The sequence below is a fragment of the Rhodopseudomonas parapalustris genome (assembly GCF_053772255.1).
In genome coordinates this window covers 62864-80667 of the sequence record NZ_JAMKBZ010000002.1, presented here as the reverse complement: position 1 = coordinate 80667, position 17804 = coordinate 62864, and the positions used below count along the sequence as shown (strand labels likewise).

The following is a 17804-nucleotide window of genomic DNA, read 5'->3' as shown; positions in this document are numbered from 1 at the left end:
CGGCAACCTATATGAAGGACCGGTGACGCGCCACCGTCGCGGCGGTGGCGCCGGCCGCGATCAGACCGGAATTTCGCCGAAGCCCTTCCCTGGCTTCAGCGGCTTCAGACGGATCAGTCGGGAGTCTTCGACCGCTGCCTGGCGGTGCTTGACGGCCTCGCGATACACCGGATCGCGGATCATCTCGACGAACGCCGACACGCTCGGATATTCGGCAATGAAGACCCGATCCCAGCGCTCGTCCTGCGGGCCGATCAGCATCAGCTCGAACTGGCCCTGCCACACCACCTTGCCGCCGAGCCGCTCGAACACCGGGCCGGAGTCGCGGCCATACGCGGCGTAGGCTTCCGCCCCGGTCGCGGCGCGGCCGTCCGGATAAGCGGCCTGCGGCCTGAGCCGCACCAGATTGAGCATGTGGATCGGGCCTTCGCGATCGTTGGCGCGAAACTGCGCAAACACCTCTTTGGTCGGATCGATGTGGCCGGTCATACGCCCCTCCTGTTGCTTTGAATTTGTTTGGCCGTGCTAGTATCACGATTGAGCCGCCGATGTCTGCCACCGGAGCCTGTGCGTGAACGCCACTGCCACTCTTCTCGTCGCGCTGGTCGCGGCCCTGCACGTCTTCTTTCTCGTGCTCGAGATGTTCCTCTGGACCAAGCCGCTCGGGCTCAAGGTGTTTCGGAACAGTCCTGACAAAGCTGCAGCGTCCGCGGTGCTGGCCGCCAATCAGGGGCTGTATAACGGCTTCCTGGCAGCCGGGCTGATCTGGTCGCTGCTGCACCCGAACGCCGAAGTGGCACTGCAGCTTGCGACCTTCTTCCTCGGCTGCGTCATCGTCGCCGGATTGTACGGTGCCTGGACGGTGAGCCGGCGCATTCTCTACGTCCAGGCAGCTCCTGCCGTGGTGGCGCTGATCGCAGCGTGGGTCGCGTAGTCGGCAAGTAGGATGCTGCATCGCACAGCGCGGCAAATTGCACGACGCGTCAGAGCGGCATTGCCAGACCTCAAGCGCTGATCCACACTCCCATCAACGACGGCCGACACAAGACCGTCGCTCACACGCCTAGGGAGTAGACCACCGATGATCAGCCTGTATCGGGCCGCCACGGCGGCTGTTACTGCGATTGTGCTCAGCGCCGCGCCCGCGGTCGCTCAAAAGAAATACGACACCGGCGCCACCGACACCGAGATCAAGATCGGCCAGACCGTGCCGTTCTCCGGCCCCGCATCGGCCTATGCGGGCATCGGCAAGACCCAGGCCGCCTATATGCGGATGATCAATGATCAAGGCGGCATTAACGGCCGCAAGATCAACCTGATCCAGTACGACGACGCCTATTCGCCGCCCAAGGCCGTCGAGCAGGTTCGCAAGCTGGTCGAGAGCGACGAGGTGTTGCTCACCTTCCAGATCATCGGCACGCCATCCAACGCCGCGGTGCAGAAGTATCTCAACGCCAAGAAGGTGCCGCAACTGCTCGCCGCGACCGGCGCGACGCGGTTCACCGATCCGAAGAACTTCCCCTGGACGATGGGCTTCAACCCCAACTACCAGACCGAAGGCCGCATCTATGGCCGCTATATCCTTCAGAATCACCCCGACGCCAAGATCGGCGTCCTGTTCCAGAACGACGATCTCGGCCGCGACTATGTCACAGGCCTACGCGCCGCGCTCGGCGACAAGGCCGACAAGATGATCGTCGCCGAAGCCTCCTACGAACTCACCGACCCGACCGTCGACTCGCAGATCGTCAAGCTGAAGTCCGCAGGTGCCACGCTGCTGTACGACGCCTCGACGCCGCGCTTCGCCGCCCAGGCGATCAAGAAGGTCGCCGACCTCGGCTGGAATCCTGTCCATATCCTCGACATCAACGCCAGCCCGGTGTCGGCGACGCTGAAGCCGGCCGGCCTCGACATCTCCAAGGGCCTCATCAGCGTCAACTACGGCAAAGATCCTGCCGACCCGCAATGGGCCAATGACGAGGGCGTGAAGAAGTATTTCGCCTTCATGGACAAGTATTATCCGGAGGGCGACAAGCTCAACACCGTCAACAGCTACGGCTACTCCACCGCAGAGCTGCTGGTCAAGATCCTGAAGCAGTGCGGCGACAACCTGACCCGCGAGAACGTCATGAAGCAGGCCGCCAACCTGAAGAATGTCGTCGGCGATCTGTCGCTGCCGGGCATGTCGGTCAACACCTCGCCGACCGACTTCCGCGTCAACAAGCAGCTCCGAATGATGAAGTTCAACGGCGAGCGCTGGGAGCTGTTCGGCCCGATCATCGAAGACGACGCCGCAATGTGACTGACCGCCGGACACGGCGAACTTGCCCCGGTGCTTCGCCGCACCGGGGTGATTTCGGCGAGCCGGTCCGAGCCCACCAAGAAGCCCCACCGTCGTCGCCCGCCCGCAGCGCGGCGAACGGTGGGAGTTTGCCGTGCAGGGCAATCAGCTCTCTGCGCTACGCAGTCCCCCGCTCGCGATAGATGACGGCGACCTTCACGGATTTCGCCGGTACGAGGCGACCGACCTCGTGATCGTCCGCAGTGGCGCGGGCGCAACCAATGCGGGAAACCGTCCAATATTGCACAGACACCCGATCCGAATCGGCATCGAATGTTGCGATTGTTCGAAGGGGTGGAAGCCGTTGATTGGAGGCGCCGCAGCAGCGGCGGACCGCAATGAAACCAGACCACAACAGCAACCGGTATTTCACCGTCGAACAGCTCGAGGAGCTGGCTGTCGCCAAGTACATCGAGGCGGCGCTGACGCCGGCCGGGGTGGAGCGCGACGAATTACTCGATGAAGCCAAGCGGTTCGCCAGCCGCGCCAAGATGAAGAGCTGGCTGATGGGCGAAATCGGCGCTGCGCCGCACCGCCGCAACTATCACTGAGCCGGATCGCAAGCCGCCGACGCGGACTGCGCCGTTACTCCCACGGAAGCGCACTGACCTCGCGCTGCAACCGGTCCATCGCCGTCATCACTGCGGCACCGGCGAATTCGCGACTCGCCTGGCCGGGATCGACCGAGGCCACTTTCCAATTGGCGCCGTTGGTGTCGTCGCACGGCTGGCACGGGCGAATGCGGATCGCTTCGACCTTGTCGCAATGACGCTGGCCGCGGACGTCCTGGAGCAGCAACGCTTCGATCTCCTCCGCGGTCCTCAACACCCTGGTCATTGCTGGCTCCTTCTGACGCTATCGGTAGACGCCGCATCGATCGCAGAGCTGTAACCCAAGGTCTTGAGATGGCTCAAGTCTGGGGCGTTTTCGGCAAATTGGGAACCGGGTTTTAACGTTCGCTTTACCGAGCCTTAAACCGGCTTCGCTAGCGTCGACCACAATGGTCGGCGTGGACGATGCGATGGCGTGGGGCAGGAAAAAAGCCGCCGAAAGGCGAGAGCCGACATTCGGCCCCGGTGAATCGGTCGGCGACATGCGCCTGACGCCGCAGGATCGGGTGAACGTGGCCGACGACATGCCGAAGAAGAAATCAGCCGGCAAAGCCGGCGGCGCGGCGCGCAGCCGGCGCAAGCCGCGCAAGGGCGTGATCGCTTCGGTGCGCCAGGCGATCGGCCGGCTGGTGTATTGGAGCGCGGTCGCCGGGATCTGGACGGTGCTGGCAGTGGTCGGCGTCATGGTCTGGGTCGGGGCGCACCTGCCGCCGATTCAGTCGCTCGAGATTCCGAAACGGCCGCCGACCATCACCATCGTCGCCGACGACGGCTCGACGCTGGCGGTGCGCGGCGAGCAGGCCGGCACCAATGTGGCGCTGAAGGATCTGCCGCCGTATCTGCCGAAGGCGTTCATCGCGATCGAAGACCGCCGGTTCTATTCGCATTTCGGCGTCGACCCGCTCGGCATCGCGCGCGCCGCGGTCGCCAACGTGCTGCACCGGGGCGTGTCGCAGGGCGGCTCGACGCTGACCCAGCAGCTCGCCAAGAACCTGTTCCTGACCCAGGACCGCACGCTGACCCGCAAGCTGCAGGAGGTCGAGCTGGCGCTGTGGCTGGAGCGCAAGCATTCCAAGGCCGAGATCCTGGAGCTGTATCTCAACCGGGTGTATTTCGGCTCAGGCGCCTACGGCGTCGAGGCTGCAGCACAGAAGTATTTCGGCAAATCGGCCAAGGACGTCACCCTGGTCGAGGCAGCGATGCTGGCGGGGCTGGTCAAATCGCCGTCGCGGCTGGCGCCGAACCGCAATCCGGAGGGCGCCGAGAAGCGGGCCCAGATCGTGCTGGCGGCGATGGCGGACGCCGGCTTCGTCACCGACAAGCAGGCCAAGGCGGCGATCGCCAATCCGGTCTACACCGTCAAGCCGACCGGTGCGGGCACCATCAACTACGTGGCCGACTGGATCACCGAAGTGCTCGACGATCTGGTCGGGCAGATCGACCAGTCGATCATCGTCGAAACCTCGATCGATCCGAAGCTGCAGGCCGAAGCCGAGGCCGCGATCATCGACGAGCTCGCCGCCAAGAGCGTCAAATACAAGGTGACCCAGGGCGCCCTGGTGGCGATGACGCCGGATGGCGCGGTGCGGGCGATGATCGGAGGGCGCAATTACGCCGACAGCCAGTTCAACCGCGCCGTCACCGCCAAACGGCAGCCGGGCTCGGCGTTCAAGCCGTTCGTGTATCTGACCGCGGTGGAGGCCGGGCTGACGCCAGACTCGATCCGCCAGGACGCGCCGCTGGACCTCAAGGGCTGGCGGCCGGAGAACTACAGCCACGAATATTTCGGCGCGGTGACGCTGACCCAGGCGCTCGCGATGTCGCTGAACACGGTGGCGGTGCGGCTCGGCCTCGAGGTCGGACCGAAGAACGTGGTGCGCACCGCGCACCGCCTCGGCATCGCCTCCAAGCTGGACGCCAACCCGTCGATCGCGCTCGGCACATCGGAGGTGTCGGTCACCGAGCTGGTCGGCGCCTACGCCACGTTCGCAAATGGCGGGCTGTTGGCGTCGCCGCATGTGGTGAAGCGGATCCGCACCGCGCAGGGCAACAAGGTGCTGTACGTCCGCAGCGGCGAGCCGGCGAGCCGGGTGGTCGATCCGCGCGCGGTGGCGATGATGAACACCATGATGCAGGAGACGCTACGCTCCGGCACCGCCCACAAGGCCGATCTGCCGGGCTGGGTCGCGGCCGGCAAAACCGGCACCAGCCAGGATTTCCGCGACGCCTGGTTCATCGGCTACACCTCGACTCTGGTGACTGGCGTATGGCTCGGCAACGACGACAACTCGCCGACCAAGAAAGCCACCGGCGGCGGCCTGCCGGTCGAGGTGTGGACGCGGTTCATGCGCGAGGCGCTGAAGGGCGACACCCCGCAGCCGCTGCCCGGCGGCTGGAGCGGCGGTCCGATCGCGGGCCCGGCTGCAGGCGGGTTCGGTGGGACCGGCGCCAACGCCGGCGGCACCATCGCGCAGAGCGGCCCGCGCGGCGAAACCCAGGTGATCAACGCTGCCCCGCCCGGCGCCGCCCGGATGCCCCCGCCGACCCGCGCCAACGTCCGCCCCGAGGCGGCCGCCGGCCTCGACGGCTGGCTGATGGACCGGCTGTTCGGACGGTGATGCGTCGAGCACGGCCATCCTCCGCGAAAGCGGAGGATCCAGTATCCCAGAGGGGTGAGATCGCTCGTGCGCCGCAACGAGCGCTGTTCGATACTGGATCGCCCGCCTGCGCGGGCGATGACGACTAAGCCAATGGCCGCGCCGACCGTTCAGTCGGTCGATGCAAGACCCGGTCAGTCCGAGATGCCGTAGCGGTGCAGATCGTTGCCGCAGGTGTCGAGCCAGGTCTTGGCGCGTTCCATCTGCGGACAGACTTTGCCGACGACCCGCCAGAACCGCGCCGAGTGGTTCATCTCGACCAGATGCGCGACTTCGTGGGCGGCCAGATAGTCCAGCACATAGGACGGCGCCAGGATCAGCCGCCACGAGAACGACAGCGAGCCCGCCGAAGTGCACGAACCCCAACGGCTCGACTGATCGCGGATCGACAGCCGCGTGACCTTGACGCCAAGCTCGGGCGCATAGCGATCGCAGGCCTTCTGCAGATCGCGCCGCGCTTCGCGCTTGAGGAAATCGAGCACCCGGCGCTCGATGTGTTCGGTCTCGCCGGCGACGCACAGGATCTTCTCGCCGGACTCCCGCACCTCGGTCCACACCGTGCCGCGACCGGCCCGATACACGATCTTGTGGTCATGGCCGCGCAGCGGCACCAAGGTCCCCGGCAGAAACGGCGCCGCCTTCGGCAGCCGGCCGAGGCGCGCCGCGATCCACGCGCCGTGACGCTGCGCGAACTCCTTGGCATCGGCGAGCGTGCCGCGAGGCGGCATCGTCAGAATCGCTTCGCGGTCGCTCGGATGAATCCGCAAGGTGTAGCGCCGCGCGCGGCGGTGACGGCGGATACGGACGGCGAAGAACTGCGAGCCGTGCCGAACAGGGATCGTCGACGGCTCAGTGGGCCGTCGATAGAGAAGTGCGCGTGCCATGTCTGCAGGTCCAGGAAACAGAAGGTCCCCTGGAATCTGCCATAACCGCCTCCATTGGAAGCGCTCGGCGCAAAAACAAATCATTTGCCCAATATACAGGGCAAAGCGAATGTCGCACCCCTAAGTGATGGGGCTCGGAACTCGAAATTTTAGCGAATTTCGATTCAAAAAGATACACTGAGAGGTGACTCACTCCTCACTACTTGCCGAACCCATGAATCTAGATTCCCCCAGGCTCGCAAACAAACAAGAAATCGGCTCGCGCTTGATTCTTCAGCGCAAACTCATCACCGGCAATCGCATCATCCACAGCGGACGCTGATCAACGACGCGTACTAATCACTCCGCCGCTCGCGCCGGCACGTCGCTGGCCGCGGAAGCGTGGAAATCACAGATCCGCGGCACGATCTCCGAGCGGAAACGCGAGCCATTGAACACGCCGTAGTGACCGACGCCCTTCTGCACGTAGTGGACGCGCCGATTGTCCGGGATCGACGTACACAGATCATGCGTCGCCTCGGTCTGGCCGAGACCGGATATATCGTCGTTCTCACCTTCCACCGTCATCAGCGCGACGCGCGTGATCTTCGACGGCTCGACCAGCTTGCCGCGATGCGTCATCTCGCCCTTCGGCAGCGCATGCTTGACGAACACCAGGTCCACGGTCTGCAGATAGAACTCCGCAGTCAGATCCATCACCGCCAGATACTCGTCGTAGAACTCGCGATGCTTGTCGGCGAGATCGCCGTCGCCCTGAACCAGATGGTTGAACAGGTTGCGATGGGCATCGACGTGGCGGTCGAGGTTCATGCTGATGAAGCCGTTGAGCTGCAGGAACCCGGGATAGACGTCGCGCATGAAGCCGGGATGCGGGAACGGCACTTTGGTGATGACGTGGCTGCGGAACCAGTCGATCCCCTTCTCGGCGGCGAGATTGTTGACCGCGGTGGGACTGCGGCGGGTGTCGATCGGGCCGCCCATCAGCGTCATCGACAGCGGCACGAACGGATCGCCATTGGCTTCCATCACCGAGACCGCGGTCAGCACCGGCACCGACGGCTGACACACCGCCATGACGTGGACATTGCCGCCCAGCGTCTGCAGCATTTCGACGACGTAATCGACATAGTCGTCGAGGTCGAACCGGCCAGCCGTGACGGGCACCATCCGCGCGTCGGACCAATCGGTGATGTAGACCTCATGGGTCGGCAGGAACGCCTCGACCGTGCCGCGCAGCAGGGTCGCATAGTGACCGGACATCGGCGCCACGATCAGCAGCCGGGGCTGCGGATGGCGTAGCGGCCGCTCCAGCTTGCGCTCGAAATACAGCAGCCGGCAGAACGGCTTTTCCCAGACATTGTGGATTTCGACGGGAACCCGCATGCCGTTCACTTCGGTGTCGTCGAGCCCCCATTCCGGCTTGCCGTAGCGCCGGGTGGTGCGCTCGAACACTTCGCAAGCGGCGGCGATCGACTTGCCGAACTCGGTGTGACTCCACGGGTTGAGCGGATTCTTGAACGCGAGCTTGGTCGCGTCCGACATCGCCCGCGCCGGATTGAGCGAGGCGTGAGCCATCTCGTAGAACCAGTACATCGGCGTGGTCAGCGCCGGACTGACTTCCGCAGGCATATCAGGCGGGCGACCAAATTCACCAATGACGACCGGCATCGTGTTGTGTCCCTCGTAACCCCGTGCAGCGCAACATAGTGGCGGCTGGGTTATGGCGCGTCAATCACAAGATCGAAATATGCGCTTTGCCGAGCAAAATGTAAGCACGGACGGTCCACAGGCCTGTCCGGAATCCACCTACTCGCCGCTTTGAATCAGCGATCCATGGCGCCGCGCGCTGTTCAGCATCGCCAGGAAGCTGATGAACGCGGCCGCGAACAGCACCAGATTGATCGCGAGCGCCCACAGCATCAAGTCCCCTCGGAACTGATGCTCGATCAGCAGCGCGCGCATGCCTTCGAACACATAGGTGGGCGGCAGCAGCCAAGCGACGAATTGCAGCCAGTGCGGCAGCACCGAAACCGGATAGTAGACGCAGGCGAGCGGCATCACCCCGAACATCAGGCTCCAGACGATGCTCTCGGCGCCGAGGCCGTGGCGTAGCACCAGTCCGGAGACGAAGATGCCGAGCGCCCACGAGGTGAAGATCAGATTGCAGAAGAACGCGCCGAGCGGCAACCCGAACCCGAACAGATTGAAATCGAACACCCCCATAGCCAGCAGCACCATCGGCACCACGCCGATCGTGAGCCGGATCAGGCTCATGATCATCAACGCGATCAGGAACTCGATCGGCTTCAGCGGACTCATCATCAGATTGCCGAGATTGCGCGCCCACATCTCTTCGAGAAACGAGATCGAAAACCCGAGCTGGCCGCGAAACAGAATGTCCCACAGGATCACGGCGCCGATTAGCGTGCCGCCGGCGCGGGCGAAGAAACCCGCGTTCTGTGCCACGTAGCTCTGCAGGAAACCCCAGGTGATCACCTGCAGCACCGGCCAATACACCAGCTCGAACAGCCGCGGCCAGGACGAGAGCAGCAAGTACCAGTAGCGCATCACCATCGCGCTGATCCGGTGCCAGGCGATACCGCGACCGAATTCGAGGCCTTCGATCAAACTCCTCATGATTCAGCATCCCGTGCCCGCCCGCGGGCGACGTCGAGGAACACCTCTTCCAGCGTCGCGCGGTTGTAGCGGGCCATGATCGCCGACGGCGTATCGTCGTCTTCGATCCGGCCGCGCTTCATGATGACGACCCGATCGCACATCCGCTCGACCTCGAGCATGTTGTGCGAGGCGAGCAGGATGCTGGCGCCGCGCTGCTGGCGATAGCGTTCGAGATGCGACCTGATCCAGTCGGCGGTGTCGGGATCGAGCGACGCGGTCGGCTCGTCGAGCAGCAACAGTTCGGGCCGGTTGATCAGCGCTTTGGCCAGCGCCACGCGGGTCTTCTGCCCGGCCGACAGCTTGCCCGAAGCACGGTCGATGAACTCGGTCAGGTCGAAATCGGCCGCCAGCTCGGCGATGCGACCGGCCAGGTCCGGCACCGCATACAATTTGCCGAACACCGTGAGGTTCTGCCGGACCGTCAGCCGCGACGGCATATCGACATACGGACTTTCGAAATTGATCCGGCCGAGCACGTCGGCGCGCTGCTCCGGCATTGCGCAGCCGAGGACCCGAATCCGGCCCGCGGTCGGCAGCACCAGCCCCATGATCATCGCGATCGTGGTCGTCTTGCCGGCGCCATTACCGCCGAGCAGTCCGGTGACCCCGCCGCGCGGGACCGTAAAGGAAATGTCATCGACGGCGCGGGCGGCCTTGTAGACCTTGGACAGATGCGCGACCTCGATCGCGGCGGCCGTGGCCGTTGGTAATGCCGGCACTTCCGGCTCACTGAGTCTGTCGATTGCCATGACGCTGCCTGTTTGACGACTGCAACGGCTGAGCGCAAGCCGCCGGCCGGGCAATCCGCCGCGGAGAGCCTCAATTGTGATCCACACCGGCCGACGCTACTGTCCGGCCATGTCCGATGACCTGATCTCCGCCGACTTCCGCCACCCCCGCCGCCACGTCCGACTCGACACCATCCTGCGGCTGCGCTGGCTGGCTGCGCTCGGTCAGCTCGCCGCGATCTTCGTGGTCGCGGAGGGACTGGAATTCGACTTCGCGGTGATGCCCTGCATCGTGATCATCGCGCTGTCCGGGCTGGTCAATCTTGCGCTCCAGATCGCCTTTAATCCGATGCAGCGGATGGAGCCGATCTATGCGGCGCTGCTACTCGCGCTCAACATCTCGGAACTCGCCGGGCTGCTGTACTTCACCGGCGGCCTGCAGAACCCGTTCGCGTTCCTGTTCCTCGGGCCGGTGCTGATCAGCGCCACCGCGCTGCCGACCCGCATGACGATTTCGCTCGGCATCTTCGCCGCCGGCTGCGCCGCCTTTCTCGGCTACAGCCATTTGCCGCTGCCCTGGGCCGGTGACGAACCGGTGGCGTTGCCGCAGATCTATCTGGTCGGCGTCTGGCTCTCGATCCTGCTCGCGATCGGGGTGACCAGCCTCTACACCTTCCAGGTCACCGAGGAGGCCCGCAAACTCGCCGACGCATTGTCCGCCGCCGAATTGGTCCTGGAACGCGAACAGCACCTGACCCAGCTCGACGGCCTCGCCGCCGCCGCCGCGCACGAGCTCGGCACGCCGTTGTCGACGATCTTCCTGATTTCGCGCGAGTTGGAGAAAACCGCCCCGCCGGAGATGGCCTCCGACCTGCGGACGCTGCGCGAGCAGGCCAAACGCTGCCGCGAAATCCTCGGCAAGATCGCGCAGCTGTCGTCCGCAGGGGCGCCGTTCGACCGTATGCCGCTATCGACGCTGATTGAGGAGGCCGTGGCGCCGCATCGCGACTTCGGCATCGCGATCAAGATCCGGTTGGCGCAATCGGACGAAGCCGAGCCGGTGGTGATGCGTAATCCCGCGATCCTATACGGCATCGGCAATATTCTGGAGAACGCGGTCGACTTTGCCCGCACCGCCGTCGAGGTCAATGCCGGGTGGAATGCCGACATCGTGCAGATCGTGATCTCGGACGACGGCCCGGGGATCAAGCCAGACGTGTTGCGGCGGATTGGCGAGCCATATCTGTCGCGCCGCCGCAGTTCCGACGACCCCAACCGCGAGCGTTCGGGGCTCGGCCTCGGGGTGTTCATCGCCCGGACCTTGCTCGAACGGACCGGCGCGAAGGTCGAGTTTCGCAACAAGACCTTCCCCGACCACGGTGCCATCGTTCAACTGAGCTGGCCCAGGGACCGCTTCGAGACCACTGAAAACAGGGAAGAACCAATCGCTTAGCCGCCCCCGCGCGCTCCGGTCGCAGGCTCCCGCCCTTGGCAGCGCGCTACCGCACCCCCATATCTTGATGCACTCGACGAGGAGCCACGCCGTGAACGCCATTCCCGAACTGAACGACCACACCGATCGCTCACTGCTGATCGTGGAGGACGACAAGCCGTTTCTCGACCGGCTGTCACGGGCGATGGAAACACGCGGCTTCGCCGTGACGGCCTGTGACAGCGTCTCCAGCGGTCTGGCCCAGATCGGGAAGGCGGCGCCAGCCTTTGCGGTGGTCGACCTGCGGCTCGGCGACGGTAACGGCCTCGACGTGGTCTCGGCCCTGAAGCGCGAACGCCCCGATTGCCGTGCCATCGTGCTCACCGGCTACGGCAACATCGCCACTGCGGTCACCGCGGTGAAGATGGGCGCTGTGGACTATCTGTCGAAGCCGGCGGATGCCGACGACGTCGTCGCGGCGCTGCTCTCGACCGACACCGAAAAGTCGGAGCCGCCGCCGAATCCGATGTCGGCTGACCGCGTCCGCTGGGAACATATCCAGCGGATCTACGAGATGTGCAATCGCAACGTCTCGGAAACCGCGCGGCGTCTCAACATGCACCGCCGTACCCTGCAGCGCATCCTCGCCAAGCGGGCTCCGCGGTAAGCACAGCTCTCCCTTCCGATTATCAGCGCGGTCATTTCGGGGCGCGAACGAAGGTCGCGAACCCCGGAATCTGACGCGCAAATCATTCGTCGAGATTCCGGATTCGCGCTTCGCGCGCCCCGGAATGACGGAGGATGAACTACCCTTCGCCAAATCCTTGCGGATCGCTGAGCCGGCCGAGGCGCTGAGCAGCGGCCAGCGCGAAGCGCAGCATCATCGCCTTGCGGGTCGCGGCCGGCAGCCTGTGCTCCGGCGCCTCGCAATGCAGATGGGCGCCGTAACCATCGGCCACAATCAGCCCGGTGTCGGCCGGAAAGATCTCGCACGGCAGATCCTGGGTGAAGGCGAAGAACAGCCGGTCACAATGCGCGCGGTACTCGGGCCATTTGTGATCGGCCCGCAAATCCTCGACCGATGACTTGATCTCCACGATCCAGATGTCGCCGCGCTCGTTCAACGCCACCAGATCGGCGCGACGCCCGGACGGCAACGGCAGTTCGCTGACGCAGGCAAAGCCCAGCGACCGCAAAAGCCGCTGCGTCCCGCGCGCCACGTTGAGCGCAGTCTCCGACTGCCGCATGTCCCGCGGCAGAATCATTTGAACGGCCTTCGATTCCATCGCGTCCAAGTCTAGCCGAACTCGGAGCGGGTGCCCAAGCAGCACCGCGGTTCCGCAATCGGCCGCAGCAGAAACCCAGTGCGGGCTTGGCGGGGGCGCCGGAGACCACCACGATGAAACGCATTACCTTCAAAAGCGCGCTGGCCGTCGCCGCGCTGGCGCTTCCGCTCTCCTTTGCGACGGCCGCCCAAGCGCGCCCGGCGGTGGAAGTCGCCTTCGTGCTCGATACCACCGGCTCGATGAGCGGGCTGATCGAAGCCGCCAAGCGCAAGATCTGGTCGATCGCCACCGCGATCCTCGACGACAATCCGGACGCCGAAATCCGGATGGGGCTCGTCGCCTATCGCGACATCGGCGACGATTATGTGGTCCGCAGCGTCGATCTCACCACCGACATCCAGGATCTCTACGGCCAGCTCCTGCAACTGCAGGCGCACGGCGGCGGTGACTGGCCGGAGAGCGTCAACGAGGCGCTCGATACCGCGATCAACAAGCTGCATTGGCGGCAGGGCGGCGACACCCGCCGCATCGTCTTCCTGGTCGGCGATGCGCCGCCCCACATGGACTATGCGCAAGACACCAAATATCCCGAAACACTGGCCGTAGCTCGCCAGAAGGATATCATCGTCAACGCCGTGCAGGCCGGGGGCGCCCGCGACACCGCGCGGGTGTGGCACGAGATCGCCGATGGCGGGCGCGGGCGCTACATCCCGATCCCGCAGGACGGTGGCCAGCTGGTGGTGATCGAAACGCCTTATGACGACGATATCATCATCCTGCAGCAACAGATCAACGGCGCCGTGATCCCTTACGGTCCCGCGCCGCTGCAGCGGCGCACCGAAGAAAAGACCGGGCAGCTCGCCAAGGTCGCGGCGGCTGCGCCAGCCGCGGCATCCGATATGGCCAGCTACATCAACAAGCGCGCGCGCAGTTCGTCCGAAGCGGTCACCGGCGGCGGCGATCTGGTCAGCGACGTGCTCGCCGGACGACAGAAGCTCGATCAGATCAAGGACGCGGACCTGCCGCCTGACCTCCGCGCCCTCCCCGCCGAGCAACGCGCCGCCAAGCTCGACGCACAGATGACGGCCCGCAAAGCGCTCAACGACAAGCTCGCGGCGCTGGTGAAGCAACGCGACGCCTATCTGCTGGCTCAGCGCGACAAACAGCCGAAGCCTGCATCGTCGTTCGACCGCGAGGTCGAGGCGACCTTGAAGGCGCAACTGAAGCGGTAGCGAAGCGCCTCTTTCGCGACCTGGAGTTTCAGCCTCTGAGAGGTGAGTCGATCTTTGACTCACTCTCTCGGACACGGCATTGTCGAACCATGACCGAGACTCAGACCAAGGCCAAGGCTGGCGCCGCGATCATTCCCGTGACGCCGTTCCAGCAGAACTGCACGCTGCTCTGGTGCGATGCCACCCGCAAGGCGGTGGTGGTCGACCCAGGCGGGGACGTGCCGGAAATCCTGGCCGCGATCGAAAACACCAAGGTCTCGGTCGAAGCGATCTGGCTGACCCATGGCCATATCGACCATGTCGGCGGCGCCGCCGATCTGCGCGATGCCCTCAAGGTCAAGATCATCGGGCCGCATCGGGACGACCAGTTCCTGCTCGACAACGTCGTCAACTCCGGCCGCAGCTTCGGTATCGGCGGCGTCCGAGACGTCACCCCCGACCGCTGGCTCGACGACGGCGACACCGTTCAGGTCGGCGAGTTGAGCTTCCAGATTCTGCACTGCCCGGGCCATTCGCCCGGCAGCGTGGTGTTCTTCAGCGATGCGATGCGGTTCGCGCTGGTCGGAGACGTGCTGTTTGCCGGCTCGGTCGGCCGCACCGACCTTCCCGGTGGCAGCCACGCCACCCTGATCCAATCGATCACCCAGAAGCTGCTACCGCTCGGCGACGATATCGGCTTCATCTGCGGGCATGGGCCGGGCTCCAGCTTCGGCCAGGAGCGACTGACCAACCCGTTCCTGACCGGCGAAGCCTGAACCCCAGCCGGCAGCCCCTAACCGCGCCTTCGTTCTCGGACTTCTACTTCTGCGGTCACCCGACCGCACGGATCGCCTGCGCATTTGTACCGGCGAGCGGGACAAGCAGGCCGTGCGTGGCGGTGTCCTGATCGTCGCCTTGAACCAATTGCGCGCCCTTAAGTTCAATTATCGGCAAATACCTGGGAGTTCTACGAGTGACATCCGGGTCCCTCGTTCTGTTACCAGGGTCGGCCGTAGGCGCTGTGGGACCGGAGGCGTTATCAGAGATGACTGTCGAGCTTCTCAACGAACCGCTCGCGCGCTACCCGGCATTCGACACCACTGATCCGGAAGAACTTCGGCGCGGGCTGGACGCGGTGTATGGCGCCCGGCTGGTTGAGGTCGCCGCGACGGCCGGCTTCCAGGCGCGCAGCAACTTCGTTCAGCTCGATGACATCGCCCTCGGTTTCGGCGTCGGCATCGGCGCGATCACGGTAGATTTCCCGGAACGCGAATGTGCGCGGCTCCAGATCGCGCTGGCCGGCCAGCTCATCACACGGAGCGGCGGCTCGACCACGGCGATCAACGCCCGACAATCGGGCACGATCTCGCCCGGAAAGAGTGCGCGGACCGAATACGGCCCGACCTACAAATTCAGCCTGCTCCGCGTGAGCAGCAACGCGCTCGAGCGTAAGTTGACGTCGTTACTCGGCTGCAAGCCGAAGGCAGCCCTGGAATTCGAGCCGGCAGCCAACAACGAAGCCCCGCAGGTGGTCAATCTGCGCCGGCTGCTCTGCTTCCTCACCAATCAGCTCAATTGCAGCCCGTTACCGGGGGTAGTGCTGGCGGAGTTGCAAGAGGCGATTACCCTGCTGTTCCTGTCCGCCTTCCGGCACAATTACAGTCGCCAGCTCGAACGCGAGGCCAACGGCGTTGCGCCCAAGCATGTCCGGCAGGTCGAGGAATATATCGAAGCCAACTGGATGCGGCCGCTGACCATCGAGAAGCTGACGGCGCTGACCGGGATCAGTTCGCGCGGCATCTTCAAGGCCTTCCAGCGCAGCCGTGGCTACTCGCCGATGGCCTTCGCCAAGCGGGTGCGGCTGCAGCATGCGCACGATCTGCTGTCGGATGGAGCGACGCCTACCACGGTGACAGCCGCAGCGCTGGCCTGCAGATTCTCCAACCTCGGACATTTCGCCCGCGACTATCGCGATATATTCGGCGAGAAGCCGTCGGAGACGCTGCAGCGCTCCCGGCCTTGACGTCATACGCAATCGGGCCGCGTCTGCTCGACGCGGCCCGATGTCCCGATTAATGACGTCCCGATCGATAGGGACTGCCGGTTATTCGATGATCTCGACCACCTTGTGGGTCCGCGGATCGACCAGCACGGTACGATCGTTCACCACCGTGTAGCGATATTCGCTGGCGCGGCCGAAGCGATCCGGCACCTCGTAATAGGTCACACCGTCGGCCGGCAGCACGACACCGACGCGTACCTCGTCGCGGTAGCGGAACGACGGATGCCGCTGCTCGACGACGTAGTGGCGGAACTGCGGACGATCGTCGACACCCAGAATGCCTGCAACACCGCCGACGACGCCGCCGATCGTACCACCAACCACGGCGCCCACCGGCCCCGCAGCCCGCTCGCCCTCGCGCGCCCCGCGTTCGATGCCGCCCGGCACACCCTGGGCATTGGCAACGGCAGGCGCGGCGAGCGCGAGCACGACGATGGCGGTTCCAGCAAAGCGATTGATCATGGTCAGACTCCCGTTCGTGAAAGGTAGTCTAACAAAGCCAAGTTAGGCATTCTGTTCCGTACGAAGATGCACCAACCCCTGCGGACAATTAGTGCACCACTACGTCGGAACCGAATGCCTACTTCATCAATCCGGCGGCGGTGAGGGCACGCGTAATCACCGCACCGACATCGAGTCCGCGCTTACCATGACCTTTGTGAGCGGAAGCGCCGTCATGACCGGTCCCTGGCGGCGGATTGCGATCGCCGGCACGCGCAGAATCTCCCGCGCCGTTGTGTCGAGCATCGTTGTGTCGAGGATCGTCGCTCCGACGTGACACGGCTGTCTTGTTCGTCGATCGCGGCCGGTGAACTCGGCCGGTGAGGCCAAAGAACTGGGCAATGTGATAAGACGACGAGATCCCGACATCGAGCATATAGGCTCCGGCGACGCCGTAGCGTTCTTCGCCTGCGCCCGTGCCGAGTGGCGCGCCGTGCGCCATTCCGGTGATGGTGTAGGATTCCACCACGGTTTCGCCGCTCGAGTTCCGCCAGGCGCGGTGCGGATAACCGTCGATCTTGTTCTGGTCCATCGGTGTGTCCGGCAATCCGTGCAGATCGAGCCATTGCCGTAGCAGCGCATCGGCATTGGCAGGATCGACGGTGCGATCGGCATCGCCGTGCCACACCGCCAGCCTCGGCCACGGCCCCTGATGCGCGGTCGCGCCGCGCACCAGATCGCCGAGCTGGCGATCGGTTCGCGCCGAAGCGTGGCGCATCTCCTTGAGCGCCTGCCGCACATTGAGGGCCACGCCATAAGGCAGGCCGGCAATCACCGCACCGCCAGCGAACACATCCGGATAGATCGCGAGCAGCGCCGCCGCCATCGCGCCGCCGGCCGACAGGCCGGTGACGAAGATCCGCGCGCGGTCGATCCTGTGGCTTTGCGCCATATGCTCGACCATCTGGCGGATCGAGCCGACCTCGCCGCTGTCGCGGCGGATGTCGTCCGGCGAAAACCAGTTGAAGCAGGTGTTGGGGTTGTTGGAGCGGGTCTGCTCAGGCAGCAGCAGTGCGAAACCATAGCGCTGCGCCAACGTGCACCATCCAGCGCCGATCTCGTAACCGGCCGCATTCTGAGTGCAACCGTGCAACACCACCACCAGCGGGAGCTTGTGCGTGATCCCTTCCGGGACGAACGAGAACATCCGCAGGTCACCGGGATTGGGACCGAAGGCGGTGGTCTCGGTCAGACGGCTGTCGCTCGGCGCCTCGCCTCCCCACCCGAAGCCACTGGCGGATTGCATTTTTCGGAGCTGCCCGAGAAAGTCGATTTGATCTTTGAGTGACACGGTCGCTCCTAGTTTGGGCCCCTGCCCTGGGTCGGCATATAATTGCTGCATTGCAATATGGTAGATCTGGGACCGTCGGCCCCTGCCATGCAGGCCCGACATATACGGCCGGAGCACGGAT

General features: G+C 64.7%; 18 protein-coding genes. 9 read left to right on the top strand and 9 right to left on the bottom strand.

Translation table 11 applies throughout. The annotated features are described in order from the left end of the window. Positions 1–60: 60 nt before the first annotated feature. Positions 61–489: a DUF1330 domain-containing protein gene (locus tag M9H71_RS02405; protein WP_455403519.1), complete on the bottom strand. Its 429-nt coding sequence runs from the start codon at positions 487–489 to the stop codon at positions 61–63. A gap of 82 nt (positions 490–571) precedes the next feature. On the opposite strand from M9H71_RS02405, the gene M9H71_RS02400 reads away from it, so the two are divergent. The 3 genes from M9H71_RS02400 (at position 572) to M9H71_RS02390 (ending at position 2892) form a co-directional block, all read left to right on the top strand. Continuing rightward, a complete protein-coding gene (locus M9H71_RS02400) occupies positions 572–934 on the top strand; it encodes a DUF1304 domain-containing protein (RefSeq protein WP_455403518.1) in 363 nt (120 codons plus the stop codon). A 147-nt stretch (positions 935–1081) separates the two neighbouring features. After that, a complete protein-coding gene (locus tag M9H71_RS02395) occupies positions 1082–2302 on the top strand; it encodes an ABC transporter substrate-binding protein (RefSeq protein ID WP_455403517.1) in 1221 nt (406 codons plus the stop codon). 377 nt (positions 2303–2679) lie between these two features. Continuing rightward, the gene (locus M9H71_RS02390; protein ID WP_047307405.1) at positions 2680–2892 is read left to right on the top strand and encodes a hypothetical protein; all 213 of its coding nucleotides are present in this window, start codon (positions 2680–2682) and stop codon (positions 2890–2892) included. 34 nt (positions 2893–2926) lie between these two features. On the opposite strand, the gene M9H71_RS02385 is transcribed toward M9H71_RS02390, so the two are convergent. After that, positions 2927–3178, bottom strand: coding sequence for a hypothetical protein (locus tag M9H71_RS02385; protein ID WP_047307384.1), 252 nt, complete (start codon positions 3176–3178; stop codon positions 2927–2929). Positions 3179–3362: 184 nt separating this feature from the next. On the opposite strand from M9H71_RS02385, the gene M9H71_RS02380 reads away from it, so the two are divergent. Continuing rightward, a complete protein-coding gene (locus M9H71_RS02380; RefSeq protein WP_455403705.1) occupies positions 3363–5570 on the top strand; it encodes a transglycosylase domain-containing protein in 2208 nt (735 codons plus the stop codon). Between the two features lie 173 nt (positions 5571–5743). On the opposite strand, the gene M9H71_RS02375 is transcribed toward M9H71_RS02380, so the two are convergent. The 4 genes from M9H71_RS02375 to M9H71_RS02360 all read right to left on the bottom strand — a co-directional run bounded on the left by M9H71_RS02375 (position 5744) and on the right by M9H71_RS02360 (position 9921). Beyond that, positions 5744–6577, bottom strand: coding sequence for a M48 family metallopeptidase (locus tag M9H71_RS02375; RefSeq protein ID WP_455403516.1), 834 nt, complete (start codon positions 6575–6577; stop codon positions 5744–5746). Between the two features lie 255 nt (positions 6578–6832). Continuing rightward, the gene (locus M9H71_RS02370; protein ID WP_455403515.1) at positions 6833–8161 is read right to left on the bottom strand and encodes a polyhydroxyalkanoate depolymerase; all 1329 of its coding nucleotides are present in this window, start codon (positions 8159–8161) and stop codon (positions 6833–6835) included. Positions 8162–8299: 138 nt separating this feature from the next. Further along, positions 8300–9130 carry an ABC transporter permease gene (locus M9H71_RS02365; RefSeq protein WP_455403514.1) on the bottom strand — a complete coding sequence of 277 codons (831 nt, stop codon included), beginning with the start codon at positions 9128–9130 and terminating at the stop codon, positions 8300–8302. Next, the gene (locus M9H71_RS02360; RefSeq protein WP_455403513.1) at positions 9127–9921 is read right to left on the bottom strand and encodes an ABC transporter ATP-binding protein; all 795 of its coding nucleotides are present in this window, start codon (positions 9919–9921) and stop codon (positions 9127–9129) included. The genes M9H71_RS02365 and M9H71_RS02360 overlap by 4 nt, the downstream gene beginning before the upstream one ends. Before the next feature lie 109 nt (positions 9922–10030). On the opposite strand from M9H71_RS02360, the gene M9H71_RS02355 reads away from it, so the two are divergent. Together M9H71_RS02355 and M9H71_RS02350 are read left to right on the top strand one after the other, a co-directional pair. Beyond that, on the top strand, positions 10031–11353 hold the full coding sequence (locus M9H71_RS02355) for an ActS/PrrB/RegB family redox-sensitive histidine kinase (RefSeq protein ID WP_455403512.1): 1323 nt from the start codon (positions 10031–10033) through the stop codon (positions 11351–11353). Positions 11354–11444: 91 nt separating this feature from the next. Next, entirely contained in the window at positions 11445–11999 is a 555-nt protein-coding gene (locus tag M9H71_RS02350) for an ActR/PrrA/RegA family redox response regulator transcription factor (RefSeq protein WP_164604078.1), read from the top strand. A gap of 139 nt (positions 12000–12138) precedes the next feature. Here M9H71_RS02350 and M9H71_RS02345 read toward each other — a convergent pair whose 3' ends face one another. Continuing rightward, complete coding sequence (locus M9H71_RS02345; protein WP_455403511.1) at positions 12139–12618, bottom strand: MmcB family DNA repair protein; 480 nt, start codon at positions 12616–12618, stop codon at positions 12139–12141. A 113-nt stretch (positions 12619–12731) separates the two neighbouring features. Here M9H71_RS02345 and M9H71_RS02340 point away from each other — a divergent pair, with 113 nt between their 5' ends. From M9H71_RS02340 to M9H71_RS02330, 3 genes are all read left to right on the top strand, one after another. Next, entirely contained in the window at positions 12732–13850 is a 1119-nt protein-coding gene (locus M9H71_RS02340; RefSeq protein ID WP_455403510.1) for a vWA domain-containing protein, read from the top strand. An 89-nt stretch (positions 13851–13939) separates the two neighbouring features. After that, the gene (locus tag M9H71_RS02335; protein ID WP_164604066.1) at positions 13940–14605 is read left to right on the top strand and encodes an MBL fold metallo-hydrolase; all 666 of its coding nucleotides are present in this window, start codon (positions 13940–13942) and stop codon (positions 14603–14605) included. Between the two features lie 269 nt (positions 14606–14874). Further along, positions 14875–15852, top strand: coding sequence for an AraC family transcriptional regulator (locus M9H71_RS02330; protein WP_455403509.1), 978 nt, complete (start codon positions 14875–14877; stop codon positions 15850–15852). An 81-nt stretch (positions 15853–15933) separates the two neighbouring features. On the opposite strand, the gene M9H71_RS02325 is transcribed toward M9H71_RS02330, so the two are convergent. Both M9H71_RS02325 and M9H71_RS02320 read right to left on the bottom strand, forming a co-directional pair. Next, positions 15934–16353 carry a DUF1236 domain-containing protein gene (locus M9H71_RS02325; RefSeq protein WP_455403508.1) on the bottom strand — a complete coding sequence of 140 codons (420 nt, stop codon included), beginning with the start codon at positions 16351–16353 and terminating at the stop codon, positions 15934–15936. Between the two features lie 118 nt (positions 16354–16471). After that, complete coding sequence (locus tag M9H71_RS02320; protein ID WP_455403507.1) at positions 16472–17683, bottom strand: extracellular catalytic domain type 1 short-chain-length polyhydroxyalkanoate depolymerase; 1212 nt, start codon at positions 17681–17683, stop codon at positions 16472–16474. Positions 17684–17804 lie beyond the last annotated feature (121 nt).

Coding starts and splice junctions, on each gene's coding strand:
- M9H71_RS02405 (WP_455403519.1), bottom strand. CDS start 489: ATGACCGGCCACATCGATCCGACCAAAGAGGTGTTTGCGCAGTTTCGC.
- M9H71_RS02375 (WP_455403516.1), bottom strand. CDS start 6,577: ATGATTTGTTTTTGCGCCGAGCGCTTCCAATGGAGGCGGTTATGGCAG.
- M9H71_RS02370 (WP_455403515.1), bottom strand. CDS start 8,161: ATGCCGGTCGTCATTGGTGAATTTGGTCGCCCGCCTGATATGCCTGCG.
- M9H71_RS02330 (WP_455403509.1), top strand. CDS start 14,875: ATGACTGTCGAGCTTCTCAACGAACCGCTCGCGCGCTACCCGGCATTC.
- M9H71_RS02360 (WP_455403513.1), bottom strand. CDS start 9,921: ATGGCAATCGACAGACTCAGTGAGCCGGAAGTGCCGGCATTACCAACG.
- M9H71_RS02365 (WP_455403514.1), bottom strand. CDS start 9,130: ATGAGGAGTTTGATCGAAGGCCTCGAATTCGGTCGCGGTATCGCCTGG.
- M9H71_RS02385 (WP_047307384.1), bottom strand. CDS start 3,178: ATGACCAGGGTGTTGAGGACCGCGGAGGAGATCGAAGCGTTGCTGCTC.
- M9H71_RS02355 (WP_455403512.1), top strand. CDS start 10,031: ATGTCCGATGACCTGATCTCCGCCGACTTCCGCCACCCCCGCCGCCAC.
- M9H71_RS02380 (WP_455403705.1), top strand. CDS start 3,363: ATGGCGTGGGGCAGGAAAAAAGCCGCCGAAAGGCGAGAGCCGACATTC.
- M9H71_RS02345 (WP_455403511.1), bottom strand. CDS start 12,618: ATGGAATCGAAGGCCGTTCAAATGATTCTGCCGCGGGACATGCGGCAG.
- M9H71_RS02325 (WP_455403508.1), bottom strand. CDS start 16,353: ATGATCAATCGCTTTGCTGGAACCGCCATCGTCGTGCTCGCGCTCGCC.
- M9H71_RS02335 (WP_164604066.1), top strand. CDS start 13,940: ATGACCGAGACTCAGACCAAGGCCAAGGCTGGCGCCGCGATCATTCCC.
- M9H71_RS02340 (WP_455403510.1), top strand. CDS start 12,732: ATGAAACGCATTACCTTCAAAAGCGCGCTGGCCGTCGCCGCGCTGGCG.
- M9H71_RS02395 (WP_455403517.1), top strand. CDS start 1,082: ATGATCAGCCTGTATCGGGCCGCCACGGCGGCTGTTACTGCGATTGTG.
- M9H71_RS02390 (WP_047307405.1), top strand. CDS start 2,680: ATGAAACCAGACCACAACAGCAACCGGTATTTCACCGTCGAACAGCTC.